The organism is Janthinobacterium sp. TND4EL3 (assembly GCF_900156175.1).
Classification (GTDB): domain Bacteria; phylum Pseudomonadota; class Gammaproteobacteria; order Burkholderiales; family Burkholderiaceae_D; genus Janthinobacterium.
In genome coordinates this window covers 187,804-213,582 of record NZ_FTMV01000010.1, presented here as the reverse complement: position 1 = coordinate 213,582, position 25,779 = coordinate 187,804, and the positions used below count along the sequence as shown (strand labels likewise).

The 25,779-nt window shown below is 59.4% G+C and carries 24 protein-coding genes, 1 tRNA gene and 1 pseudogene; 13 read left to right on the top strand and 13 right to left on the bottom strand.

Translation table 11 applies throughout. The features are described 5' to 3' along the window. Positions 1–27 precede the first annotated feature (27 nt). The 10 genes and pseudogenes from BXA07_RS17015 (at position 28) to BXA07_RS16975 (ending at position 6,722) form a co-directional block, all read left to right on the top strand. On the top strand, positions 28–1,569 hold the full coding sequence (locus BXA07_RS17015; RefSeq protein WP_076569170.1) for a fumarate hydratase: 1,542 nt from the start codon (positions 28–30) through the stop codon (positions 1,567–1,569). Between the two features lie 67 nt (positions 1,570–1,636). Further along, on the top strand, positions 1,637–2,485 hold the full coding sequence (murI, locus tag BXA07_RS17010; RefSeq protein WP_076569168.1) for a glutamate racemase: 849 nt from the start codon (positions 1,637–1,639) through the stop codon (positions 2,483–2,485). Positions 2,486–2,618: 133 nt separating this feature from the next. Next, positions 2,619–2,694, top strand: a tRNA-His gene (locus BXA07_RS17005). A 114-nt stretch (positions 2,695–2,808) separates the two neighbouring features. Further along, positions 2,809–3,750, top strand: a complete 942-nt coding sequence (locus BXA07_RS17000) for a DUF6538 domain-containing protein (RefSeq protein WP_076569166.1) — start codon at positions 2,809–2,811, stop codon at positions 3,748–3,750. 53 nt (positions 3,751–3,803) lie between these two features. Continuing rightward, complete coding sequence (locus tag BXA07_RS16995; protein WP_076569165.1) at positions 3,804–4,034, top strand: DUF4926 domain-containing protein; 231 nt, start codon at positions 3,804–3,806, stop codon at positions 4,032–4,034. A 43-nt stretch (positions 4,035–4,077) separates the two neighbouring features. Next, complete coding sequence (locus BXA07_RS30235; protein WP_139335624.1) at positions 4,078–4,596, top strand: hypothetical protein; 519 nt, start codon at positions 4,078–4,080, stop codon at positions 4,594–4,596. A 26-nt stretch (positions 4,597–4,622) separates the two neighbouring features. Further along, positions 4,623–5,264 carry a HEAT repeat domain-containing protein gene (locus BXA07_RS16990; RefSeq protein WP_139335623.1) on the top strand — a complete coding sequence of 214 codons (642 nt, stop codon included), beginning with the start codon at positions 4,623–4,625 and terminating at the stop codon, positions 5,262–5,264. A 46-nt stretch (positions 5,265–5,310) separates the two neighbouring features. After that, the gene (locus BXA07_RS16985) at positions 5,311–5,766 is read left to right on the top strand and encodes a hypothetical protein (RefSeq protein WP_076569161.1); all 456 of its coding nucleotides are present in this window, start codon (positions 5,311–5,313) and stop codon (positions 5,764–5,766) included. A 361-nt stretch (positions 5,767–6,127) separates the two neighbouring features. Further along, positions 6,128–6,426, top strand: a pseudogene (locus BXA07_RS16980) (type II toxin-antitoxin system RelE/ParE family toxin). After that, positions 6,426–6,722, top strand: coding sequence for an addiction module antidote protein (locus BXA07_RS16975; RefSeq protein WP_076569159.1), 297 nt, complete (start codon positions 6,426–6,428; stop codon positions 6,720–6,722). The pseudogene BXA07_RS16980 and the gene BXA07_RS16975 overlap by 1 nt, the downstream one beginning before the upstream one ends. 28 nt (positions 6,723–6,750) lie before the next feature. Here the strand turns inward: BXA07_RS16975 and BXA07_RS30825 are convergent, their stop codons facing one another. Continuing rightward, a complete protein-coding gene (locus BXA07_RS30825; RefSeq protein WP_076569157.1) occupies positions 6,751–7,197 on the bottom strand; it encodes a response regulator in 447 nt (148 codons plus the stop codon). A gap of 287 nt (positions 7,198–7,484) precedes the next feature. On the opposite strand from BXA07_RS30825, the gene BXA07_RS16965 reads away from it, so the two are divergent. From BXA07_RS16965 to BXA07_RS16955, 3 genes are all read left to right on the top strand, one after another. Continuing rightward, positions 7,485–9,590 (top strand): TonB-dependent receptor family protein, encoded by a 2,106-nt coding sequence (locus tag BXA07_RS16965; protein ID WP_076569155.1) that lies wholly within the window; start codon positions 7,485–7,487, stop codon positions 9,588–9,590. A 325-nt stretch (positions 9,591–9,915) separates the two neighbouring features. Beyond that, on the top strand, positions 9,916–10,581 hold the full coding sequence (locus BXA07_RS16960) for an FxDxF family PEP-CTERM protein (RefSeq protein ID WP_083708364.1): 666 nt from the start codon (positions 9,916–9,918) through the stop codon (positions 10,579–10,581). A 258-nt stretch (positions 10,582–10,839) separates the two neighbouring features. Beyond that, positions 10,840–11,289: a hypothetical protein gene (locus BXA07_RS16955; protein WP_076569153.1), complete on the top strand. Its 450-nt coding sequence runs from the start codon at positions 10,840–10,842 to the stop codon at positions 11,287–11,289. A gap of 319 nt (positions 11,290–11,608) precedes the next feature. Here the strand turns inward: BXA07_RS16955 and BXA07_RS16950 are convergent, their stop codons facing one another. The 12 genes from BXA07_RS16950 to rimP form a co-directional block, all read right to left on the bottom strand. Beyond that, positions 11,609–11,992 (bottom strand): hypothetical protein, encoded by a 384-nt coding sequence (locus tag BXA07_RS16950; RefSeq protein ID WP_076569151.1) that lies wholly within the window; start codon positions 11,990–11,992, stop codon positions 11,609–11,611. 173 nt (positions 11,993–12,165) lie between these two features. Continuing rightward, on the bottom strand, positions 12,166–12,738 hold the full coding sequence (locus BXA07_RS16945) for a hypothetical protein (protein ID WP_076569149.1): 573 nt from the start codon (positions 12,736–12,738) through the stop codon (positions 12,166–12,168). 166 nt (positions 12,739–12,904) lie between these two features. Next, complete coding sequence (locus BXA07_RS16940) at positions 12,905–13,231, bottom strand: energy transducer TonB (protein WP_099379424.1); 327 nt, start codon at positions 13,229–13,231, stop codon at positions 12,905–12,907. A 147-nt stretch (positions 13,232–13,378) separates the two neighbouring features. Beyond that, a complete protein-coding gene (locus tag BXA07_RS16935) occupies positions 13,379–15,151 on the bottom strand; it encodes a methyl-accepting chemotaxis protein (protein WP_244556313.1) in 1,773 nt (590 codons plus the stop codon). Between the two features lie 519 nt (positions 15,152–15,670). Continuing rightward, positions 15,671–16,135, bottom strand: a complete 465-nt coding sequence (locus tag BXA07_RS16930) for a hypothetical protein (RefSeq protein WP_076569143.1) — start codon at positions 16,133–16,135, stop codon at positions 15,671–15,673. Further along, positions 16,135–17,130, bottom strand: a complete 996-nt coding sequence (gene dusA, locus BXA07_RS16925) for a tRNA dihydrouridine(20/20a) synthase DusA (RefSeq protein WP_076569141.1) — start codon at positions 17,128–17,130, stop codon at positions 16,135–16,137. Before dusA ends, BXA07_RS16930 begins: the two co-directional genes overlap by 1 nt. Positions 17,131–17,247: 117 nt before the next feature. Beyond that, on the bottom strand, positions 17,248–19,080 hold the full coding sequence (gene typA / locus BXA07_RS16920) for a translational GTPase TypA (protein ID WP_076569139.1): 1,833 nt from the start codon (positions 19,078–19,080) through the stop codon (positions 17,248–17,250). A gap of 207 nt (positions 19,081–19,287) precedes the next feature. Next, a complete protein-coding gene (gene truB, locus BXA07_RS16915) occupies positions 19,288–20,223 on the bottom strand; it encodes a tRNA pseudouridine(55) synthase TruB (protein WP_076569137.1) in 936 nt (311 codons plus the stop codon). A 2-nt stretch (positions 20,224–20,225) separates the two neighbouring features. Then, positions 20,226–20,642, bottom strand: coding sequence for a 30S ribosome-binding factor RbfA (rbfA, locus tag BXA07_RS16910; RefSeq protein ID WP_076569135.1), 417 nt, complete (start codon positions 20,640–20,642; stop codon positions 20,226–20,228). Between the two features lie 114 nt (positions 20,643–20,756). Beyond that, positions 20,757–23,615 carry a translation initiation factor IF-2 gene (gene infB, locus BXA07_RS16905; RefSeq protein ID WP_076569133.1) on the bottom strand — a complete coding sequence of 953 codons (2,859 nt, stop codon included), beginning with the start codon at positions 23,613–23,615 and terminating at the stop codon, positions 20,757–20,759. Positions 23,616–23,661: 46 nt separating this feature from the next. Continuing rightward, the gene (nusA, locus tag BXA07_RS16900; RefSeq protein ID WP_076569131.1) at positions 23,662–25,227 is read right to left on the bottom strand and encodes a transcription termination factor NusA; all 1,566 of its coding nucleotides are present in this window, start codon (positions 25,225–25,227) and stop codon (positions 23,662–23,664) included. Continuing rightward, positions 25,224–25,712: a ribosome maturation factor RimP gene (gene rimP, locus BXA07_RS16895; protein WP_076569239.1), complete on the bottom strand. Its 489-nt coding sequence runs from the start codon at positions 25,710–25,712 to the stop codon at positions 25,224–25,226. Before rimP ends, nusA begins: the two co-directional genes overlap by 4 nt. Positions 25,713–25,779 lie beyond the last annotated feature (67 nt).

Here is a 25,779-nt window from a genome sequence, read left to right as displayed (position 1 = left end):
ACCCTTCTTATCTACCGCGAGAACACCATGACTGTCATAAAGCAAGAAGACCTGATCGAATCCGTCGCCGCAGCGTTGCAGTACATTAGCTACTACCACCCTGCTGATTACATCGAGCACCTGGCGCGCGCCTACGAGTCCGAGCAAAGCCCGGCGGCAAAGGATGCGATTGCGCAAATCCTGACCAACTCGCGCATGTGCGCGGAAGGCAAGCGTCCGATCTGCCAGGACACGGGCATCGTCAACGTCTTCCTGAAAATCGGCATGGGCGTGCGCTTCGAAGGCTTCAGCGGCACCGTCACCGACGCCGTCAACGAAGGCGTGCGCCGCGCGTACAACTTCGACGACAACAAGCTGCGCGCCTCCATTGTGGCCGACCCGCATTTCGACCGCAAGAACACCAAGGACAACACGCCAGCCGTCGTGCACATGGAACTGGTCGAAGGCAATACCGTCGACGTGAAAGTCGCTGCCAAGGGCGGCGGTTCGGAAAACAAATCCAAGATGATCATGATGAACCCGTCCGATTCGCTGGTGGACTGGGTCATGAAAACCGTGCCGACCATGGGCGCCGGCTGGTGCCCGCCTGGCATGCTGGGCATCGGCATCGGCGGCACGGCCGAAAAAGCCATGCTGATGGCAAAAGAAGTGTTGATGGAAGACATCGACATGTTTGAGCTGAAACAACGCGGCCCGCAGAATAAACTGGAAGAATTGCGTATCGAGCTGTGCGACAAGATCAACTCGCTGGGCATCGGCGCGCAAGGCCTGGGCGGCCTGACGACCGTGCTCGACGTGAAGATCATGATGCACCCGACGCACGCCGCGTCGAAGCCGGTCGCCATGATCCCGAACTGCGCCGCCACGCGCCACGGCCACTTCGTACTGGACGGCTCCGGCCCTGCCTACATGACGCCGCCGTCGCTGTCGTCGTGGCCGGAAGTGCACTGGACGCCGGACACGGAAAAATCCAAGCGCGTCGACCTGAACACCCTGACGAAAGAAGAAGTCGCTTCGTGGACGCCGGGCCAGACCTTGCTGTTGAACGGCAAGATGCTGACGGGCCGCGACGCCGCGCATAAACGCATCCAGGACATGCTGGCCAAGGGCGAAGAGTTGCCGGTCGATTTCAAGAACCGCGTGATCTACTACGTCGGCCCCGTCGACCCGGTGCGCGACGAAGCCGTCGGCCCGGCCGGTCCGACGACCGCCACGCGCATGGACAAGTTCACCGACATGATGCTGGAAAAGACGGGCCTGATCGCCATGATCGGCAAGGCCGAACGCGGCCCTGTCGCCATCGAATCGATCCAGAAGCACCAGTCGGCTTACCTGATGGCCGTGGGCGGCGCCGCCTACCTGGTGTCGAAAGCCATCAAGCACGCCAAGGTGCTGGGCTTTGCCGACATGGGCATGGAAGCGATCTACGAATTCGACGTGGTCGACATGCCGGTAACGGTGGCCGTCGATGCGAAGGGCACGTCGGTGCACAACACGGGCCCGAAAGAGTGGCAGGCGAAGATCGAGCAACTCAATAGCGTCAGCAAGATTCCCGTGACGGTTGCTTAAACAAGCTCTACCATAGACGCCGCGCGGCAATACCAGCGCGGCGTTTTTTTATCTTCAACGGTTCCCTATGACTTTTACTGCAAGCACTGCCCGCCCAGACGCGCCCATCGGCATTTTTGACTCCGGAGTGGGCGGCCTGTCGGTGTTGCGCCATATCCGCGCGCAGCTGCCGCAGGAAGATTTGATTTACTTTGCCGATTCCGCCTACGCCCCGTATGGCGACAAGACGGAAGAACAAGTCATCACCCGTTCGCTGGCGATCACCGCCTTTCTATTGCAGCAAGGCGCGAAGGCACTGGTGGTGGCATGCAACACGGCCACCATCGCCGCCATCAAGGCGCTGCGCGCGCGCTACCCCGACCTGCCCATCGTCGGCGTCGAACCGGGCCTGAAACCGGCAGCCGCCATCAGCCGCAACGGCAAGATCGCCGTGCTGGCCACGGAACGCGCCTTGCGCGGCGACAAACTGCTGGCGCTGCGCGAACAGGTGAGCGCCGCCACGGGCGCCACCTTCATCCTGCAGCCCTGCATCGGCCTGGCCGACCGCATCGAGCAATGCGAGCTGGGCAACGACCCGCTGGACGCCACCAGCGCCATGCTCGAGCGCTACATCGCCCCCATGCTGGCGCAAGGCGTCGACACCCTCGTGCTCGGATGCACCCACTACCCGTTCGTGCAGGACGCCATCGAGCGCACGGTGCGCGCGCATACGCAGGAAACGATCACCCTGGTCGATACGGGCGACGCCGTGGCGCGCCAGCTGGCCCGCCTGCTCGACGCGGCAAGCTTGCGCCGCATCAACAACGACGACGCGCCGCGGCTGCAGGGCTACACGACGGCCAAGGTCGAGTCCCTTACGCAAGCCTTCGCCGGTTTGCTCGACTTGCATCCACCCGTCGCGCACCTGTCCGTGTGAGGAAAAACGGGGGTTTTCAGGCAATCTTTCGATTATTTGAAAAAGACTGCATTTAGATTTGCCACTTTGCCGAGTTCTTTGTATAATTCGGCACCTGTTCAGCAAAACAGCTAAACAGGCAAGTAAGACAGTGGTGGCTGTAGCTCAGTTGGTAGAGTCCAGGATTGTGATTCCTGTTGTCGTGGGTTCGAGCCCCATCAGCCACCCCAAAGAACACCGAAAATGCGCGCAAGGTCTTGATTTCCTTAGGAATCAAGACCTTTTTCGTTTAGGGCTAAACATCGGTTGCAACACAGTCTGTCACCCAACCTAAGGAACAGACCATGAAAGCAATCTCTGAAAATCTCTATCGATGCGGTAAGAGTGGAACACTCTATGTGCGCCGCCGTATCCCTGCCAGCCTCCGTGCTGCCTACCCAGCTCATCAAGAGCACATCGCGCGCAGTCTTCACACATCAGACGTACGCAATGTAAAAGAGCGGGCGAGGGCCGAACTTACCCGTATAGACATCGAGTTTCACCAAAAGCGTCAAGAACTCGACCTAAGTCGCGCGTCACTGAACCCAAAGCAAGTCTCCAAGCTAGAAGACGAGCAACTTCAAAGCGTCGTCTTTCTACGTTCGGTCATCGAGACGCTGGACCATCAACTTGCACGCCAACGCGGCGAGCTCGTCGACACAGGCAAGGTCGCCCCTGCGACCACTCACCCGTTGCACCTCATTGCACCCGAGCGCACCCCAGAAAATTCACAGGCGCCAACGTGGGAAAAGGTCTTTGTGACTTGGCGCGACTATGTTCAGGACCGTCCTATGCCGACCACCATCGCGTCCCAAACGCCGTGGCGCGCCCTCGAATGTTTCGAAAAAGGCAACAATGTACACACACCCGGCGAGGTCACACCTGAGCTGATGACGGCGTTCGCGCATTCCATGCTTGACCGGGGATTGCAGGTTGTGACCATCAACGAGCGCATTTCAAAGGTTCGCGCAATTTATCGAATTGCCGTCGGTAAACACGTTCTCAAGATGAATCCCGCTGGCAATACGCTCGGCTTCAAGGAAAGCGGCGTGAAGAAACGCAAGAAACGCCGTTTGCCTTTCGATACCGCGGACCTCACGACCTTGTTCTCCTCGGAGGTCTTCACTCAGCATAAGCGGTCAAGGGGGCAAGCCGGCGATGAGCCGTATAGGCACAGCGGATTTATGCCCGCCAAATTTGGCATTCCTGACCACTGTGCACCGGCCACTGAATTGGTTAAACTGTAACTTTTCGTTTGAACGCGCCCGGCCAGGCACGCACTCAACACTAGGACGTTGACATGAAATTTGAGCAGTATGATGTGGTCAGGCTGAAGGGGTTGCATATGCAGGTGCGTGACCATGCTGACGAATTTAATCTCCGGCTGCCCGTAGCCGGTGATGTCGCAACCATCGTTGAGGTTTATTCAAAGCCGCCCGGCTACGTACTGGAGTGCAGTGACAGGACCGGAATTACGCAGTGGTTGATTGCGTTTGGGCCTGATGATGTCGAGCTAGAATTAGTCGAGTAACCTAGTAGCCAAGAGCGGCCTCCCCTATATTGATAGGAGAATTTTGATTTCTAACCGTCGTTTGGTCAACGTTCCCCGAATTCGCCAAAGCGAACTCGCTGCTAAGTTTGCATGGCTATCCAGCGTTCATGAAAATGAGAAGCGCGAAGACGTTCAAATCCTTTCGGTCTCCGTATTTGACCACTGGCTTTCACGGGAGGACTCATGCAAGCTGCTCGAAAATGTTTCCGCCGAAGAGCAAGCTCGCCGGGACGGGCTTCTTCGAGGTTTTTGTCAAAAGATTATAAGCAATACCGAAGTCTTGTCCTTCGCTATGCGCGGTCGCCTTAAGAACAGGCCGGTCTTCCGAACGTTCAAATCAAAATCGCTGCTAGAAAATTACTGTATGCCAAAAGGCGGAAAATCGTTAAGGCACCGTCACTTCCATGTCGTTCTGCCAGAATTGGGATGCGCGTTCTACGAAAGCTGGGATGACACTTACCATTTCTTCTTTGCTTCGCCAGGAATAGAGAATGCAGCCCGCGACTGGGCGATGCAAAGCGGCGTGTATCTCTTGGATTAGGCCGTGAAAGCGGCAAAAACATCTCAATGGATGAAAAAATAATGCCTGCAAATCTACATGTCGAGGTTGAAAAAGTGCGGGCGTGGCTCACCACGAACCGCTGGGTTGACCAGTATGACGGTTGGTGGAGTGATGGCGGCGTTGTTAGCGCCCTCCAACATTTCTTGGCAAGTGTTCAGCCGCAAGACTGGTCTGCTGACGACGTTACAGATTTGCTCTACCTTTTGGAACAATCCAGCACCGACTACATCGCCGAACTGGTCACCAAGAACGAGCCGATGACGTTAGCGATAGCCAGGCACTCTCTCGCGAGAGGTTGCGTTGCGGGCGACGACCTCGCCGAACAACTAGGATATTGCATCCAGCATCGCGATGAGGCTGAAGCCTTGCTAATCGAATTCATGCGAGACGGGCACGAGCGCACGCGGCGGCTCGCTTTGCTTTCACTGGCAGAGCTGCAATCGACTGCAGTTCCAACGCTTGCTGTGGCCGCTTGGGATTCCGGCGATGAGTACCCGAGAATGGGTGCGCTGTCCGCACTCAAGTCTATCGGCTCGGAACTATTCCCTGTATACCTTTCGCGAGCGCTAGAGGACGGACGAGAAAACTTACTATCGCTAGCACGCAAGTACGCTGATGAGTTGGCGAAGGAAAATCGACTGCCATGAGTTCGCCCGTCGCCCCCTACGCCTTGAATCTAGCGCTCTACTTCCTATGAATCTAATCCTTGAAAAGTCCGAACAAGTTCGCTACTTCACAAACATGAGGGATATATTTGCGGCGGCGGGAATCGTACCTCAGAGTTACGACTGGTACGTCAGCGATATCGAGACAAATTTCACTCCCGACGGATTCTCTTCAGCAGACCAATGGATGCGAGGGGAAGAACTGGCATCATTGGTCCAAGAGCATGAAATTCAGTTTATCTGGGCGGTCTTCAGCGCGGTACCGATTGGATTTCGTTCGACAGTATCGGCCGTTCCCTATGTCGAAGGGAATCCTGATTACTGGAATGGAAAGGACGCAACGCCTCAGCTGGACGGCGCCCTTTTTGAAATTGCTTGCTGGGACAGCAGTGCAACGATTCTGATAAATCTCCCAGCTGAGGCCCAGCGTCGGTTCATTGCCGCCTATTCGGATACACGGCCATTGAGTAAAGCAAGAAGGTAATAGTAGGGCAATTCGAACTTGCATTTTCGGCAACAATGGCTTGCAGATTCGTGCAACTTGTAACACAATGCGCCACACAGAACTGTGTTTCAACAGCCTTACCGCCTTGAGGGCATTGGGGTTCTTGAGTGGCCAGTGGTCCCCCATCAGCCACCCCACAGAATTAGCGGTAAATAAAAGGGTTACATGCTTCGGCTTGTAACCCTTTTTTCATTTCCGCGCACAAGCATGAGGCAGCTGCAGCCCTCGCCTGCGCAGCATGCCAGGCAAATGCATCAGCTAACAAAGCCAGCCTGCGCGCGGCAGTCAAACTTGATGTATACGCTTGATTCTCCGTATCCCAAAGAATGCACTGGTATATGTGAAAAGCATCCATACCACCGCCACGTTCGATGACTGGTTCAGCAAGCTGAAGGATCGGAAAGCTTTTTCCGCATTCAGGCTCGTATCGATCGTGCCGAAGATGGCAACTTCGGCGATTGCAAGCCTGTCGATGGCGGTGTTTCGGAAATGCGAATTGATTGTGGTCCCGGTTACCGTGTTTATTTCATCCAGCGTCGCATGGAAATAATCATCCTTCTCGCTGGCGGCGACAAATCAACGCAAGCGAAAGATATCAAAACGGCGCAGCAGCTCGCGCAAACACTCCAGGAGGTCTGATGGCACAAAAGCTCAACAAGTGGGATAGCGCACAGCACCTCAAAACCGAAGAGGATATCGTCGCCTACTTTGAAGCTTGCCTGGAAGAAGCTGGCGACGACGCATCCTTCATCGCCAAAGCGCTTGGCAATATTGCCAAGGCGCGTGGCATGACGCAACTTGCCAAAGACACGGGATTGGGACGGGAAAGTTTGTACAAGGCGCTGTCCGGCGAAGGCAATCCGAGCTTCGACACCATTTTAAAGGTGACGCATGCACTCGGTTTGCAATTCCGCGCCGCAGCGCTGGACACTTGACCACTCATCCACCAGGGCAAGGGAAAACCTATCCCGCCAGCACCGACTGCACCGTCGTCGCCAGGTCTTCCATGCGCACGGGCTTGACGAGGAAGTGGCGGAAGCCGACGGCCAGCGCGTCGTCCATGTACATGGGCAGGCTGTGGCCGGTGACGGCGATCAGCACGGCATTGGCCGTGTCGGGATTGTTGTGCAGGCGGCGGCCGATTTCGATGCCGCTGATGCCGGGCATTTCAATGTCGAGATAGACGGCGTCGGGCACGCACAGCTTGACTTGCTCGACGGCCATCTGCCAGTTGCGCACCACCACGGCGTGGTGGCCCAGCGCTTCGAGCAGCATGGCCAGCGATTCGCCCACTTCCTGGTTGTCGTCGACCACCAGCAGATTGAGTTTGCGCGCGGCTGTTGCCGGCATGTCGCCCTGGCGGCGCTCCGTGGAGGAACTGCCTGGCGTCGTTTCAGTTGTCTGGCTCATTGTACGTTCACGTCCGAGGGCTGCAAAAACGGCAGTATACAAGAAGCACGCGCAATGCCGCCGCACCCCTGCAATGGCGCCAAGCAACCATGCGGACGCCGGCTGTACCGCGCCAGCAACACTTCCCTGCGCTATCGGCCATGCGCCCGCCACTACGCGGTATGCGCAATTGACGAATAAAATGAGAATCATTATCATTCTTATCCCCTTGCGCCGGATGCCTACGCCACGACGTTGTCGCGCCGCCTGAGCGAACGCGCAAACCTTGTCATTACGGAGATCCATGCATGGCCGCCACCTTTCCCCCACTGCCGTTTTCCCTGCGCCCATGCGCGCTGGCCATCGCCGTCGCCTGCCTGGCCGCTGCCTTCGCCGCGCAGGCGCAGGAAGCCAATAGCGCCGATAACGCCGGCCCCATCCTGGAATCGATACAGGTCAGCAGCAATCTGCTGGGCACGAGCATGGCGGCCAGCACGAAGAATTTCGCCGGCGCCCGCACGGTGGTGCAGAAGGACGACATCGAGAACTCGGGCGCATCCAGCGTCAGCGACGTGATGCGCCGCATTCCCGGCGTGCAGATCAGCGACAACTCGGGCAGCGCCGGCAGCGCCGTGTCGCTCAACATCGGCGTGCGGGGCCTGGCCGGGCGCTATTCGCCGCGCAGCACGGTCTTGCTCGATGGTATCCCGATGTCCGTGGCGCCGTATGGCCAGCCGCAACTGTCGTTCGCGCCCGTCAGCCTGGCCAATGTCGAGACGGTCGACGTGGTGCGCGGCGGCGGCGCCGTACGCTTCGGCCCGCAAAACGTGGGCGGCATCATCAACTTCAAGACGCGCCGCGTGCCCACCACGCCAGGCGTCACGGGCGACGCCACCGTGCGCTATAACTCTTACAGCGAAGTGGGCCACAACACCCAGGCCAGCGTGTTTGCCGGCACCCAGCTAGACAGCGGCCTGGGCCTGGCGGTGCTGTATTCCGGCATCCGCGGCAGCGACTGGCGCGTGGGCAGCGACGAGAAGGTCAACGACTTCGCCCTGAAGTTCCGCTACGACCTGAGCCCGACCGCCGAGGTATACGGCAAGCTGTCCTACTACGACGTGACATCGCGCACGCCGGGCGGCCTGACTGCGGCGCAATACAAGCAGGACCCGTTCCAGAACACGCGCCCCACCGACTTCTGGAGCGGCGAGCGCAAGGCCTTCGACATCGGCTACCTGAACGCCATTTCCGGCACGCAGGAATTCGAGGTGCGCGCCTATTACAACAAGAGCTCGCGCGAAAGCACCCTGATCAGCGGAAAAAACCTGGGCCACCAGCCGCGCAACTATGAAACGACGGCCATCGAGCCGCGCTACACGCAGCGCTTTATTACCGGCAAGGTCACGCAGGACGTCACCGTCGGCTACCGCTACCTGGCCGAGCGGGCCGACGAGGCCATCTACAACGTGGTCATCGCCAGCGGCGTGCGGCAGGCGCCGACGCGCTTTGCCGACAACGCCACCGATGCCCAGGCCGTGTATATCGACGACAAGATCGCCATCGACGCCTGGCGCATCACGCCGGGCGTGCGCTACGAGCACATCAAGACGGAACGCTTCAACCACTTGCCGGTCGACCAGAAGATCGAGTTGCTCAACAACAAGGCCCTGCCCTCGCTGAACGTGGCGTATCTGCTCAACAGCAACACGACCTTGTTCGCCAACTACAACAGCTCGTTTGGCGCCGTGCAAAATACGCAGCTCAATGCGCAGTCGAGCAAGAACCCGCTGCAACCGGAACTGGCGAAAACAGCCGAGCTGGGCGCGCGCTGGAAGAGCGGCCAGCTGTCAGCCGAAGCGACCTTGTTCAATATCAAGTTCGACAACCAGATCCAGTCCGTCGGCAGCGGCGAGAACGTCGTCTTCTACAACGTGGGCGCCACGCACCACCGGGGCCTGGAAACGGCCATCGACTACCGCTTCGACAAGTCGGGCCCGCTGGCCGGCTTGAACGCCTACGCCACCTACACCTACACCAAGGCGACCTTGCAGGATGGCGCGAACGCGGGCAACGACGTGCCCTTTTATTCGCGCACCACGGATACCGTCGGCGCCCACTATCAGCTGGGCGCCTGGGGTGTTGATTTGTCGAGCAGCCACCAGAGCCGCCAGTTCGCCGACGAAGCCAATACCGTGGCGGAAAACCCGGCCGGCAACCTGGGCGTGATTCCCGGCTTCCGCACGTGGAACGCGCAAGTGAAATGGAAGGTGCCGGGCCAGAAGGGCCTGGAACTGGTCGCCGGCGTCAACAACCTGGCCGACAAGCGCTATTTCACGCGCACCAACGACGGCAACCTGGGCAAGATGGTGGGCGCGCCGCGCATGGTGTACGTGCAAGGCCGCCTGGTGTTCTGATCCACGCGCAGTGCCTATCGAATCGATATGCCGCCGCGCACGGCAGCGGCTGGCAAAAACCTGCATCGTTGTTGCAATGATGCAGGTTTTTTTTCATCCCGATGTCACAAAAATACTCTGATGCAAGCGCGCTACAGGCGCGGCCCGCTCTGGGGTGGGCTTGCAATTAGTTCACCATGAAAATTAATTGCATTTTTTGCATATTTAATTTCACAATTACATCTTTTTTTTAGCGAGCGCTTGTTCTTTTCGTGAGTTTTGGTGATATTCTATAAATGTCTTTTAGGAAATCAAATTAACTTTTAACCAATAAAATGGATCGTACATGAAAATGCCTGCCACTCTCTTCAAGATCGCCGCTCTGGCCGCCCTGGTCACTGCTGGCACCGCCAACGCCGCGACCGAGCTGGTGGTCAATGGCAGTTTTGAAAACAACGTCATCGCCTCCGCCTGGGCGCCCGCCAGCAGCGTGACGGGCTGGACCTCGTCGGCCAGCGGCAGCTCCGCCTTTGAAATCCAGAAAGGCGCCACGCAAGGCGGCCTGGGCGGATTCAACCCCGTCGCCGCCAATGGCGTGCAATACCTGGAACTCAATACGGACCGCCCGACATCCATCTCGCAGTCGATCGCCACCACGGCCGGCGGCACCTATGCGCTGTCGTTCGCCTACTCGGGCCGTCCCGACACGCCGGGCGGCGCGAACAGCCTGATGAATGTCTACTGGGGTTCCACCCTGCTCACGCCAACGGCGCTGTCGGGCAACACGGGCGGCACCTGGCAAAGCTTCAGCCAGAACGTGACGGCGCTGGGCGCGTCGACGCTGCTGCGCTTCGAATCGGTGGGTCCCGTTTCCGCCCCCACGTACGGTTCCTACCTGGACAATGTCTCGGTGACGGCTGCCGTACCGGAACCGCAAACCTACGCCATGATGCTGCTGGGCCTGGGCTTGCTCGGCTTCGTGGCACGCCGCAAGGCCGCCGCCAAGGCTTGATCAGGCACCGCGCCCCAGCCGTCCCGCCGCAAGGCCGGACGGCTTTTTTCATGACGCCGCGCCAGCAGAAAGTTTTACGGAGTGTTGCCCAAAAGAATTAAATTGGGACTACAATAGCGTTTCTTATATCAAGCAATGCCCAGCATCGCTCCGCCAAGGCCTCTACCCCGCCTTGATCATCAGCACGCATTTATTGAACAGGAAGGCTGGCGCAGCCGGGCCCGTTTCCGCGCCTGACAGCACCAGCGAACACGCACCATGTCCGAAGAAAAAACCATCACTGAAACGAGTTCCTACGGCAAGGAAACGCCCGTGGGACGCCCCGATATCGATGGCCGCGCCGGCATTTTCGTGCCCACGGCCGAATTTGACATCGATAACACGACGACCATCCGCAAGGGCGCCGGCATCGTCGGCTTCGGCAACCTCGATGGCACCCTGACCGTGTATTTCGAGTCGAACCGCTTCGACGAGAGCAATCTGCACAAGTGGGAACACAAGGCGCGCAAGGCCTACGACCGCATGGTCATGGGGGCGCCCACGGTGTCGAAGGCGAAGATCGATGCGCGCATGCTGGAACAGGTAGGCATCATCGATGGCATGGGCATCAATCTCAAGCATCCGGAACGCCTGACGCATTGGCTGGCCATCTCGAACGTGCCCGACACGGCACCGGAAGAGCCGGTGGTGCGCTGGAAAAACCGCTGACCGGCGGGAACACGGACCCAGCCTTGTGACGAGGTGTTGTCCTACAAGGTGGCGGACAGTCATCCGATGCCCCTGAGCATCAACGCATCCTATGATGCAAACATACCCAGCGCATCCACACGCCGCCCACCACTCAGGAGTACGACATGTCCCGCCTCATCCCGATCAGCTTTGGTGCCTTGCAAATAGGTCTGGCCGCGGCGGCGATGTATCTCCTGTGCTCGGCGGACGTGCTGCACCAGGCATCCGTATATTTCCACTAGAAAAAAGCCGGGCAAGCAGCGCTTGTCCGGCTTAGTCTTGCCACCAGGACAACAGCTTAGCGGCGGCCGTAGTAACGGCCATGTCCGCCCCAGCCGCCGCGGTGCCCACCGTAGCGCCCGAAGCCAAACACGAAGTCCAGCCCGATCGAGACGGGCGGGTTGTAATAATATGGCTGCGGCGCGTACACGGGCGCCGGCACATACACGGGCTGCTGCACGTAGACGGGCTGTTGCTGTACATACACGGGCTCATTCGTGTATTCCACGCGCGGCTCGCTCATCACGCGGCCCGACTGTACCGGTTCGGACGACACCGTGTGCCAGTCATACGGATTATAGGCCGCCTGTGGCGCGCGCGAGCCGTAATACGCGGGGCCGGGTGGCGCCACGACGCAGCCACCCAGGGCTGCCAGTGAAATTACTGCCAACACGGTTTTCATCGCAATTCTCCTCTTGTACCCATTTTCTGCACTTCTCTCGCACTGCTTCTAATTAAGTACTATAAGAAATTACGCCGTGCTTTGCTGCCCTTTTACCGATTGTTACACCCCGACGCACGCCGCAACATGGAATGTGGCAAAGCCGCCACAAGCGGCCCATGCAGCATGTTTCCTCAGATAAATGGAATGTCGCAGCTGTCGATCGCCTTGCCGGTCGCGTCGTAGCGCTGCACGCACACCTGGTAGCGCACGCCATAATCGAGGTCCACCTGTTCGACCTTGCCATACTTCAATTTCCAGCTGGGCTGCACCAGCTGCTTGCCGGCCAGGGCCGCCACATCCTGCGGTATCGCCATGGCCGTTTGCGTCTCGCCCTGACGCGCATCCTGGCGCCGCGCCACGTCGATCGCAACGTTCACGGCCAGGTCGACGCCGCCGTCCGCATAGGCCAGCTTCGGCGCACTGCGCTGCGCCCGCATCACGCCCCAGGTGCAAGCCTTGCCGCCGGCCTCGCATTGCTTCAATTGCGCCAGCGGAAAGTATTCAGGGGCAATCTTGCCATCCTTGATGGGCCAGCTCGTGCGCACGCCATCGCGCTTGCCCGTCAGGGGATTGTCCCAGCTCAGGCTATTGACGACGGCGACGGTCTGCCCCGCCTGCAAGCCCACAGGCGTGCCCAGTGTAGCGCAGGCGGAAAGCAGCAAGCCGGTGGCCGCCAGGGAAGAAAGTGTCAGGATGCGCAGCATGATAAGCCTCTTGTGATGAGAGATCCCGAAGGTATGTTTCGAGGGTAACAGAATCGGGGGCGCCAGCGCCGTTGGCTGGCGCACATAACAATACGGGCGGCGCCCTCGCAAGCGCCGCCCGTGGCGGAGAACGCAAGCCGGAAGTTATCTCCCGGCAATACGTGGATCAGTCCAGCTTCCAGGCGTAATCGACCTTGGTCCAGGTTTGCGCTGCGGCGCCATCCTTGGTGCCCGGCTTGAACTTGCACGCCGACAGGGCCTTGATGGCGGCCTTGTCCAGGTTCTTGAAGCCGCTGCTCTTGTCGACTTTGGAATCGGCAACGCTACCATCGGCATTCACCAGGAAGGACATCGACACCGTGCCCTGCTCTTCGTTCATCAGCGAAGCTTTCGGATAGTCGGCCTTGCAGTTCTTGGCATCGAACGACGCCGGCACTTCGGCGGCGAATGCCGCGGAAGAGACGGAAACCAGCAAGGCTGCTGCAACACTCATAAAACGCTTATTCTCAAACATGTGCTTCCCCATGATTATCAGATACGGTCATTACAATTTCTGTCTACTTTGCCGGACGCTGCCGTCGAGGCGACAATCCCCGATTCCCCCTGGACAGGCAGCGGCCCTCCTCACGCTGGCTGGCGCTTAAAACTCTTCCCACTCGTCATTGCTGGTGCTGCTGGCCGCTGCCGCCTTGCGCGGCGCCGGGGCGGCCACGGGTGCGGCCGCTTCCGGCTTGCGCGTCAGCGACTTGACCGGGCGCAATGCGGGCGCCGGCTTGCGCGCGGCGGCAGGCGCCGCGACGGCTGCGGCAGCCACGGGCGCCGGCACGTACGCTGCCGGTTTCTCTTCGCCTTCGACCAGCTTGAAGATGCTGACCACATGGGCCAGTTCGGCCGCCTGGTCCTGCAGGCTTTGCGCCGCGGCGGCCGCCTGTTCCACCAGGGCCGCATTCTGCTGCGTCATGCCATCCATCTCGATGATCGACAGGTTGACCTGTTCGATGCCGGCGCTTTGTTCCTGGCTGGCGCTGGCGATCTCGCTCATGATGTCGGTCACGCGGCGCACGCTGTCGACCACTTCGCCCATCGTCACGCCGGCCTGGCCCACCAGGCGCGTGCCGCGTTCCGTCTTCTCGGCAGAATCGTCGATGAGGATCTTGATTTCCTTCGCGGCGCCAGCGGAGCGCTGGGCCAGGTTGCGCACTTCGGACGCCACCACGGCAAAGCCGCGGCCTTGCTCGCCGGCACGTGCCGCTTCCACGGCCGCGTTCAATGCCAGAATATTCGTCTGGAAGGCGATGCCGTCGATCACGCCAATGATGTCGACGATTTTCTTCGCCGATTCATTGATCGAGCTCATGGTGTCAACCACTTGCGACACGACGGAGCCGCCTTTCAGGGCCACGTCCGACGCGGTGGCGGCCAGTTTATTGGCTTCGCGCGCATTGTCGGCATTCTGTTTCACGGTCGAGGTCAGCTCTTCCATGGCCGACGCCGTCTTTTCCAGCGCGCTGGCCTGCATTTCCGTGCGCGACGACAGGTCGATATTGCCGTCGGCAATCTCGCGCGAAGCCGTGCCGATGGTTTCCGTGCCGACGCGCACCTGGCCGACGATGCCCACCAGGCTGTTGCGCATTTCCTTCATTTCCGCCAGCAGGCTGGAATTGTCCGAAGGCTGGGTGTGGATGCCGATCGACAGGTCGCCATTGGCGATGCTGCCGGCGATCGACGCCGTGTAGTCCGGTTCGCCGCCCAGCTGCTTCAGCAGGCCGCGGGTAATCACCAGCGCCGCCGCCACGCCCATCGCCACGGCCAGCACGCCGAGGATGATCATGAACAGGCGCGCGCTGTCGAAGGCCTTGCGGGCATCCGATTGCATCTGTTCATTGAGCTTGTCTTCCAGCGTGGCCAGCTGCTCCAGCGCTTCCATCCATTTTTTCTGTACCGGGCGGATCTCCTTGATCATCACGCGCGTGGCGCCTTCCGCATCATTGGCCATCCACAGGGCCGACGCCTTGGCGATGGCCGGCATGGCGGCCGCTTCGTATTCCTTGATCGAAGCGAGCAGGGTCTTTTCTTCGGCAGTCGACTCGATGGCGAATTTTTCTTCGAGCTTCTTCTGCGTTTCCTGGTAGGTGCTGGTCTGCACCTTGATGCGCGCCATTTCCGGTTCCATATCGCTGGCGTCCGTCATCAGGGTGAGGATGCGCAGCGAGGTGATGCGGTCGCTGACGTTGCCACGCATATCGATCACCAGGCGGGTGACGACATTGTTGACATTGATCACGTGATCGAGACGTTCCTGGATTTGCGCCATGCGCGCGATGCCGAGAACGGTCACGGCCACCAGCAGAACCAGTACCAGGGCGAATCCCAGGCCCAGGCGAGTACCAACCTTCATTTTTGCTAAATTCATTTCGGCTCTTCGTAAATGAAACTATTGATAAGAATTTTGCCCGGCACGACAAGACGAAGGCTGCGCAACGCCGGTATCCGCCCTGCCCCATTGGTATGCTGGCGGTATCCGGCCGCACGCAGCCCGAGGTACTTCCTGGTCTTTCGCCAGCCCCGAAACACCCAGTGACTGCGAATGCAAACTTGTCTCACAGACTGAAGTTTTGACACTGATGATATGAGATCAACATCAAACATTCATATGAGAAATATTTGTCTATAATCAATTATAGGTGTAAATTTTGCCTCAAAGCAAGCAATAAGTACCTGAATAAATGCCTGATTAACTTTCTTCGGGGAAATGGCAACAACGCCGTTTCTTGCCTCTTAGAAATGCCCCATGGCAGTGCGGGCGTGCGCCGAAACAGCGCATTTACAACACATGGCGTAGCCATATTGCATCGTTTTGGAAGAGGTGCTCAGAGGAAGGGGGAGTACGGACAATACCAGTGCGCAGGGGCGGCGGTATAGACAAGTTGGATCAACTGTCCCAGCTGCAATGCATCACATAGGCGTGGCACTCGGTACCGAAGACAAACACGCTCCAGATAGCGCCCAATTGCCCGGCCAGGCCGCGCTCGCCGGACAATACCAGTTGATACCAGCGCGGTTCACCGCCCAGCAGTTCGGCCAGTTCGCGCTCGAAGCCGTCATATAAACGCGCATCGAGCGGCAGGCGGTCCGCCTCGCTCATGGGACGAAACCGTTCCAGCAGCCACTGGCGCGGCGTGCAGGCGATGCCGCTGCACACCACGCTTTCGACCGGCCGCAAGGACAAGCCCTCGGGCGCGATCCGCAGCGCGCGGCACAGGACCTCGAAAGAGGCCTGCGGCGCGACGGGTCCCAGGTACTCGCAAAGAAACAGGCTGCCGTCATCCTTCAGGGCGCTGACGGCCAGCAGGTAGCCATGCAACTGCTGTGCATGGGCGCGGCAGTCGCCGCTCATCAGGCAGGCAGCGACAGGCGCGCCGCCGCTTCCAGCAGCAAACGGGGGTCGCCCGAGGCCAGCTTCTTCGAGTCCGACAGGGTCTGGCGGAAGCCGCGCGCGCCGGGCAGGTTTTGCATCAGGCCCAGCATGTGGCGCGTGACGCTGTTCAGTTTCAATCGCCCCGCTTCCTTTTCCAACTGGGCGCTAATATACGGAATCATCGCCTCGAGCACCTGCTCGCGCGTCTTCACGGGCGCGTCGTCGCCGTAATAGCGCTGGTCGAACTGCGCCATCACGTAGGGGTTGTGGTAGGCCTCGCGGCCCAGCATGACGCCGTCGAGGTGCTGCAAATGCAGGTCGATCTCGTCCAGGGTCTTGATGCCGCCGTTGATAATGAACTCGAATTGCGGAAAATCACGCTTCAAACGGTAGGCATAGTCATACTTGAGGGGCGGCACTTCGCGGTTTTCCTTCGGACTCAAGCCCTTCAGGATGGCGTTACGCGCATGCACAATAAATGTCTTGCAGCCGGCATCGGCCACCGTGCCGACGAAATCGCGCACGAAGTCGTAGGACTCACTGTCGTCGATGCCGATGCGGTGTTTCACGGTGACGTCGATGTCGACCACGTCGCGCATGGCTTTCACGCAGTCGGCCACCAGTTGCGGCTCGGCCATCAGGCAGGCGCCAAACGCGCCCTTCTGCACGCGCTCGGACGGGCAGCCGCAATTGAGGTTGACTTCGTCATAGCCCCACTGCTGGCCCAGCCTGGCGCTGGTGGCCAGGTCTGTCGGATCGCTGCCGCCCAGCTGCAGCGCCACCGGATGCTCTTCCTCGTTGAAGCGCAAGTGGCGCTCCACGTCGCCGTAGACGAGCGCGCCCGTGGTGACCATTTCCGTGTAGAGCCAGGTATGGCGCGTGATTTCGCGGTGGAACTTGCGGCAATGGCGGTCGGTCCAGTCCATCATGGGGGCGACGGAGAGGCGGCGGGAAGGCAAAGAGGAGGAAGTCATGGTGTCTAAAAAATACAGGGACTGCAAATGACAAACCCGCTGCGCGCACCACCAGTAACGGTGACGCGGCGCAGCGGGCCGGGAGCGCATGGCCCGCAGGCCATGCTCTACAACAGATTACGAATCACGCGACGCTTTTTTACGCTCGTGCTCTTTCAGGAAGCGCTTGCGCAGACGGATCGATTTCGGCGTGATTTCCACCAGTTCGTCGTCCTCGATGAATTCGACGGCGTATTCCAGCGACATCTGAATTGGCGGTACCAGGCGCACTGCTTCGTCGGTACCCGACGAACGCACGTTGGTCAGCTGCTTGCCCTTGATCGGGTTGACGACCAGGTCGTTGTCGCGCGAGTGGATGCCGATGACCATGCCTTCGTACACTGGATCGTTGTGCGACACGAACATGCGGCCGCGGTCTTGCAGTTTCCAGATAGCGTAGGCAACAGCGGCGCCGTCATCTTGCGAGATCAGCACGCCGTTACGACGGCCAGCCATTTCACCGCGGGTGTTGTCGACTGGTGCGTATTCGTGGAATACGTGGCTCATCAGGCCGGTACCGCGGGTCAGGGTCATGAATTCGCCCTGGAAGCCGATCAGGCCACGCGCCGGGATCAGGTACTCGAGACGCACGCGGCCCTTGCCATCCGATTCCATGTTTTGCAGGTCGCCGCGACGACGGCCCAGTTCTTCCATGACGCCGCCCTGGTTGGCTTCTTCCACGTCGACCGACAGGTTTTCAAACGGCTCGTGGCGCACGCCATCGACCATCTTGAACACCACGCGTGGACGCGATACGGCCAGCTCGAAGCCTTCGCGGCGCATGTTTTCGATCAGGATCGTCAGGTGCAGCTCGCCGCGGCCCGAAACTTCAAAGATCGTGTCGTCGTCGGTCGGCGCTACGCGCAGAGCAACGTTGGCCTTCAATTCTTTTTCCAGACGGTCACGCAGTTGGCGCGAAGTCACGAACTTGCCTTCGCGGCCAGCCAGTGGCGAGTTGTTGACCATGAAGTTCATGGTCAGGGTCGGCTCGTCGACGGTCAGCATCGGCAGCGCTTCAGGCGTGTCCACGGCGCACAGGGTCGAACCGATGCCGATTTCGTCGATACCGTTGATCAGGCAGATGTCGCCGGCGACGGCTTCGTCCACCAGCACGCGCTCCAGGCCCTTGAAGTTCAGCACCTGGTTGATGCGGCCTTTGATTGGCGTCGCGCCTGGGCCATTGATGACCAGCACGTCTTGACCCACTTTCACGGTACCGCGGTTGACGCGGCCAATGCCGATCTTGCCGACGTACGAAGAGTAGTCCAGCGAGGTGATCTGCATTTGCAGCGGGCCTTCCGGATTGTCGTCACGCACTGGAACGTGTTCCAGGATGGCGTCAAACATCGGCTTCATGTCGCCGCCGCGCACGTCTTCGGTCAGGCCGGCATAGCCGTTCAGGCCCGAAGCGTAAACGATAGGGAAATCCAGTTGCTCATCGGTGGCGCCCAGCTTGTCGAACAGTTCGAACGTCTGGTTGATGGCCCAGTCCGGGCGTGCACCTGGACGGTCGATCTTGTTGACGATCACGATAGGCTTCAGACCCAGTGCCAGCGCCTTGCGCGTGACGAAACGGGTTTGCGGCATCGGGCCTTCCTGTGCATCGATCAGCAGCAGAACCGAGTCCACCATCGACAGAACACGTTCCACTTCGCCGCCGAAGTCGGCGTGGCCTGGGGTGTCGACGATGTTGATGTGGGTGCCTTCGTACTCAACGGCGCAGTTCTTCGACAGAATCGTAATGCCGCGCTCCTTTTCCAGGTCGTTCGAGTCCATGACTCGGGTGTCGACCGCTTGGTTTTCACGGAAGGTGCCGGACTGGCGCAGCAGCTGATCCACCAGCGTGGTTTTGCCGTGGTCAACGTGGGCGATAATGGCGATATTACGAATTGCGCGTTTTGTATTTGACATGGTCGTAGTAGTTACTGAAAAACTGCGGAGTGCGTACAAGATGTACGAGATACCCGAATGCTAATCTATTTCCGGAACCGCGTAGTATAGCATGTTGCGTTGCAACGCTATCTAAAAATGCTGGCGGCTCCCGCAGTCGGGGACGGATTGTTTAAAAAAGCGACACTGTTTAATGAGTGTCGCTGGGTAATATGACGTTGCTGTGACTTACTGATGCGCCGTGGCAATGAGCCGTTCGGGCGCGAGGATGCTGTATTCCTGCAACTGGCCCGTGCCCAGCAGCTTGCTGTCGTGATACACGCGCACCCTGCCCGGCTCGGCCGGTACGATGACGTCTTCCTTGCCCAGCGCGATGCGCTGGCCATGCAGGAAACGCTTGGCCAATTCTTCCGTCAGCTGGACGGCGGGGAAACTCGACAACAGTGCATCGACGGGCGCCAGCAGGCTCAGCGGTGCGGCATGCGCCGTCAGCTCGTCCAAGGTGACGACGCCGTCCAAGGTCAGGCTGCCCACCTGCGTGCGGCGCAAGGCGTTCAGATGAGCGCCGCAACCGAGGGCCTGGCCGATGTCTTCGCCCAGCACGCGGATATACGTGCCCTTGCTGCACATCACGGACAATTTCAGGAACGGCGCTTGGTAGCTTAAGAACTCCAGCTTGTGGATCGTCACCGGGCGCGCTTCGCGCTCCAGCGTGATGCCTGCCCTTGCATACTCATATAAGGGCTTGCCGTCCCTTTTCAAGGCCGAGTACATGGGCGGCGTCTGCAGGATCGGCCCGCGGAACTGCGCCAGCACGGCTTCGATCTGCTCCTGCGTCACATTCACGTCGCGCGTTTCCAGCACTTCGCCTTCCGTGTCGCCCGTATCCGTCGTCTGCCCCAGGTGCACCAGGGTTTCATAGGTCTTGTCCGCTTCCAGCAAGTCCTGCGAGAACTTCGTCGCCTCGCCAAAGCACAGCGGCAGCAAGCCCGTGGCGAACGGGTCCAGCGTGCCCGTATGGCCCGCTTTTTTCGCATTCAGCACGCGCTTGGCCTTGATCAGGGCGTCGTTGCTGGACCAGCCCACGGGCTTATCGAGCAGCAAGACGCCGTCGACCAGGTCGCGCACCCGCTTGATGCCGGGCGGTTTCTTCGGTCCGGCCACTGTTATTGCTCGTCCGCTTCTGGTTTGACATCCGGCTCGGCGTCGGCCGCGCGCGTGGCATTGGCCTTGTCGATCAGCAAGGACATTTCCATGCCGCGCGAGGTCGAGCTGTCATGCACGAAATGCAACATCGGCAGGGTGTGGATGTGCAGGCGCTTGCCCAGCAAGCCACGGATGAAGCCAGCCGCAGCCATCAGGCCTTCGGTGGTGTTCTTGATGGCTTCCTTGCTGTCTTTCAACATCGTGAAAAACACCTTGGCGTGCGCATAATCGGGGGTGATCTGTACTTCGGTGATGGTGATCATCGTGCCCACGCGCGGGTCTTTCAGTTCGTAGGCGATGATTTCGGCCAGATCGCGCTGGATCTGGTCAGCCACGCGCAAGCCGCGCGCCGGCATGGTTTTGCTATGTTTAGCCATGATTTTATGCTGTCCTAAGTGCCGCAGGGCGCATGGGTCAAACGGTTGCCCGTTGACCAATGCGCCCCACGTGTTTGCGCGGACATCACTATGTCCGCGCCATTACTTCTGTGATTACAGGGTACGAGCGATTTCCTGGACTTCGAACACTTCCAGGGTGTCGCCAACCTGAATGTCGTTGTAGTTCTTCAGCGACAGGCCGCACTCGAGACCGGCGCGAACTTCTTTCGCATCGTCCTTGAAGCGTTTCAGGGAGTCGATCTCGCCGCTCCACACCACGATGTTGTTGCGCAACAGGCGGACGGAAGAAGCACGCTTGACCACGCCATCGGTGACCAGGCAACCGGCAATCGCGCCGACCTTCGAGACCAGGATAACCTGGCGGATCTCGACCTGGCCGATGACGGTTTCGCGTTTCTCTGGTGCCAACATGCCCGACAACGCCGATTTGATCTCGTCGATCGCATCGTAAATGATGTTGTAGTAGCGAATGTCCACGCCATTCGACTCGGCCAACTTGCGTGCCTGGGCGTCGGCACGGGCGTTGAAGCCGATGATGACCGCTTTCGAGGCGACTGCCAGGTTGACGTCCGATTCCGTGATGCCGCCGACGGCTGCGTGAACCACTTGTACGCGCACTTCGGAGGTCGACAGTTTCTGCAGCGAACCGACCAGCGCTTCCTGCGAACCTTGCACGTCGGTTTTGATGATCAATGGCAAGTTTTTCACTTCGCCTTCGGCCATCTGGTCGAACATGTTTTCCAGTTTCGCAGCTTGCTGTTTCGCCAGTTTCACGTCGCGGAACTTGCCTTGACGGAACAGACCGATTTCACGCGCCTTGCGCTCGTCAGCCATGACGACGACTTCTTCACCGGCAACCGGCACTTCCGTCAGACCCTGGATTTCGACCGGAATCGAAGGACCCGCTTCAGCGATGGCTTTGCCGTTCTCGTCCAGCATGGCGCGCACGCGGCCATACGAAGAGCCAGCCAGAATCACGTCGCCGCGGCGCAAGGTACCGGACTGCACCAGGATCGTCGCGACAGGACCACGGCCCTTGTCCAGACGCGCCTCGACTACCAGGCCGCGCGCAGGCGCATCGACCGGTGCCGTCAGTTCCAGCACTTCGGCTTGCAGCAGCACTTGCTCCAGCAGGTCGTCGATGCCCTGGCCCGTTTTGGCCGACACCGGCACGAATGGCGATTCGCCACCGTATTCTTCCGGCACGACTTGCTCGGCGACCAGTTCCTGCGTCACGCGGTCGACGTTGCCGCCCGGTTTGTCGACCTTGTTGATCGCCACCACCAGCGGTACGCCGGCTGCTTTCGCATGGGCAATCGCTTCTTTCGTTTGCGGCATCACGCCATCGTCGGCGGCAACCACCAGAATGACGATGTCGGTTGCCTTGGCGCCACGGGCACGCATGGCGGTAAACGCTTCGTGGCCCGGGGTGTCGAGGAAGGTGATCATGCCGCGTGGCGTATCGACGTGGTAAGCGCCGATATGCTGCGTAATGCCGCCCGCTTCGCCGGAGGCAACCTTGGCGCGACGAATATAGTCCAGCAGCGAGGTCTTGCCGTGGTCGACGTGACCCATGACGGTGACCACCGGTGCGCGTGGCTTGGTTTCGAAGTGCGCGTGTTCGCCCACATCGGCCAGCAGCGCTTCCGGATCGTCCAGTTCGGCGGCGAACGCCTTGTGGCCCATTTCTTCCACCAGAATCATGGCGGTTTCCTGGTCCAGCACCTGGTTGATCGTGCACATCTGGCCCAATTTCATCAAATGCTTGATGACTTCGGATGCCTTGACGGACATTTTGTGCGCCAGTTCGGCCACGGTGATCGTTTCCGGTACGTGCACGTCCTTGACGACGGCTTCCGTCGGCGCCTGGAAGTTCGATTCACGGTCGTCATGGTGCGTCGGGCGACGGCCCTTCGCGCCACCGCGCCAGCTGTCACGGCCGCCTGGGCCGCTGTTGCCGCGTGGCTTAGGACCACCGGTGGTGCCGCGTTTTTTCGCGTCATCGGACCAGGTGGACGACACATTGGCCGACTTGATGGATTTCTTGTCTGCAACAGCAGGCTTCTTGTCGCCCGGCTTGTCGCCAGGTTTCTTGTCAGCAGGCTTGTGCAAAGTGCCTTCCGGCGCCTTCGGTTTCACTGGAACCGGTACGGGTTCCGGTGCCTTGATGGCGCGGCGTGGCGCGTTCATCATGGCCTTGATCTGGGCGACTTCATCGGCAACGGCCTTGCGTGCGCGCTCGGTGGCTTCCGCTTTGTCAGCGGCTTCCTTGGCGGCAACTGCAGCGGCAGCGGCTTTTTTCTTCGCTTCTTCAGCGGCGGCGGCTTTTTTCGCTTCGGCGGCGGCGTCGTCGACGACAGGCGCAGCGGCGCTGGCGACAGGCGCGGCAGCAGCCTTGGCGGCCGCTTTCTTCGCTTCCGCTTCAGCTTCTTTCTTCGCGGCAAGTTCAGCCTGTTGCGTGGCTTTCGCCTGGGCTTCTTTTTCCGCGTCGAGCTTGGCCAGACGTTCTTGCTTTTCGCGCAGATCGGCTTCCTGGCGGGCGATCAGTTCAGCCTGTTTACGGGCTTCTTCTTCACGGCGCGCCACGTCGGCGGGATCGATCACGGGCGCGGCAGGCGCGACCGGTTCAGCGGCGACCGGCGCAGCTTCGTCACGCTGGACGAAGGTGCGTTTCTTGCGCACTTCCACCTGGATGGTGCGCGACTTGCCGGTGGCGTCAGCTTGCTTGATTTCAGTCGTTTCCTTGCGGGTCACGGTGATTTTTTTCTTTTCTGTGTCAGCCGCTGCGCCGTGTGTGCGGCGCAGATGATCCAAAAGCTTGTCCTTATCATCTTTCGACAATGGATCTGACGTCGAACTTTTCTCGACGCCGGCAGAACGCAGCTGCGTCAGCAGCAAATCTGCAGGCATCTTCAGTTCGGTGGCAAATTGGGCTACGTTGTTACTCGCCATTCAGTCCTCTTTTCTATGTGTCGCGGAGATGATAAAGATACTCAAATTAAGCCTTTGCGGATTCGGCCAGACTCCATGCCTTGGCTTGCAACGCCTTGGCACGATCGTCGTACTTCGAGTCAACCAACTTCATCTCATCGTCGGTCACATCTTTAAATTCACTTGTAATCAGTTCACGCGCACGGTCCGCAGACAAGGCCAGGATTGCGCCAAATTCGTCATATGCCAGTGCTGCAAATGCTTCAACGGTCTTGATACCAGCCAGACCCAGCTTGCCGGCGGTGATGCGATCCATGCCTTCCAGATTCACCAACGCCTCGTCCATGCCTTCCAGACCCTCTTCCGAAGCAATCGCTTCGGTCACGAGCGCATCACGCGCACGGGTACGGAGTTCATTGACGGTATCTTCGTCAAACGATTCGATTTCCAGCATTTCGGAAATTGGCACGTAAGCGATTTCTTCCAGACTGGCGAAACCTTCTTCCACCAGAATATCGGCCACTTCCTGGTCGACATCGAGCTTTTCCATGAACAGGATGCGCACGGCAGCCGTTTCCTGGGCAGCTTTGTCGGCCGATTCTTCGGCCGTCATGATGTTGATCTTCCAGCCGGTCAGGTCCGACGCCAGGCGCACGTTCTGGCCGGAGCGGCCGATCGCGATTGCCAGGTTTTCTTCATCGACGACGACATCCATCGCATGCTTCTCTTCGTCAACCATGATCGACGACACGTTCGCCGGCGCCAGGGCGCCGATGACGAACTGAGCCGGATCTTCCGACCACAGCACGATGTCGACGCGCTCGCCGCCCAGCTCACCGGTCACGGCCTGCACGCGCGAACCGCGCATGCCGACACAGGTACCGATAGGGTCGATGCGCTTGTCGGCCGTGTAGACGGCGATCTTGGCGCGCACGCCGGCATCGCGGGCTGCGGATTTGATTTCCAGCATGCCTTGTTCAATTTCCGGCACTTCCAGCTCGAACAGCTTCATGATGAATTCTGGAGCGGTGCGCGACAGGATCACTTGCGGGCCGCGCATATTGCGGTCGATGCGCAAGATATAGGCACGCACACGGTCGCCGATACGCAGATTCTCTTTCGGGATCATCTGGTCGCGTGGCAAACGTGCTTCGATCTTGCCCGATTCGACGATGGCGTCGCCGCGTTCCATGCGCTTGATGGTGCCGGTGACGAGCGAATCGCCGCGTTCCAGGAAGTCGACCAGGATCTGTTCGCGCTCGGCGTCACGCACGCGCTGCAGGACGACCTGTTTGGTATCCTGGGCGAAGCGGCGGCCGAATTCGACGGATTCGATCGGTTCCTCGATGTGATCATCGACTTCGATATCGGGAATCTGTTCTTTTGCCTCGAAATGCAGGATCTCCTGATCCGGCAATTGCAGGCCCGCTTCATCGGGCACCACGTGCCAGCGGCGGAACGATTCGAATTCGCCCGTGTCGCGGTCGATCGAAACGCGGATGTCTACTTCACCCTCATACCGTTTCTTCGTGGCTTGCGCCAACGCGAATTCGAGGGCGCCGAAGACGACATCTTTATCGACGTTTTTTTCGCGCGCCAGCGCGTCAACCAATAATAAAACTTCGCGGCTCATGCTTTGCGTCCCTTAAAAACCACCTGCGGCACCAAGCGTGCCTTATCCACATCCGCGAGCGTAAACTCCAACATCGCCGGACCATCCTTACCTTCAAATTCCAACGACAAATTGTCGCCCACGGGTTCATGCAGAATCCCCTGGAACGACTTCCGGTTGTTCGTACCCGGCATCGCCACGCGCAGCTTGACGATGATTTCATGGCCTGCGAAACGGACAAAGTCTTCCAGCTTGCGCACCGGCCGGTCCAGGCCCGGGGAAGAAATCTCGAGACGCTCGTAAGGAACGTTCTCTACCGTCAACACATGCGATAACTGGTGACTGACCGTGGCACAGTCTTCGACCGTGATCGGACCTTTTTCAGCGGCATCGGCGGCGCTGAAATCAATAAAGACGCGCAGCAGCCCGCGCTCGGCACGTTCAACATCAACGAGCTCATAGCCCAGACCAGTGACTGTCTTTTCAATTAATCCCAACTGCTGCAAGAAATTCTCCAGAAAAAGGCCTGTTTTCCGCATCGCGGCACTGAAACAGGGCCGGCGGCATGCAAAA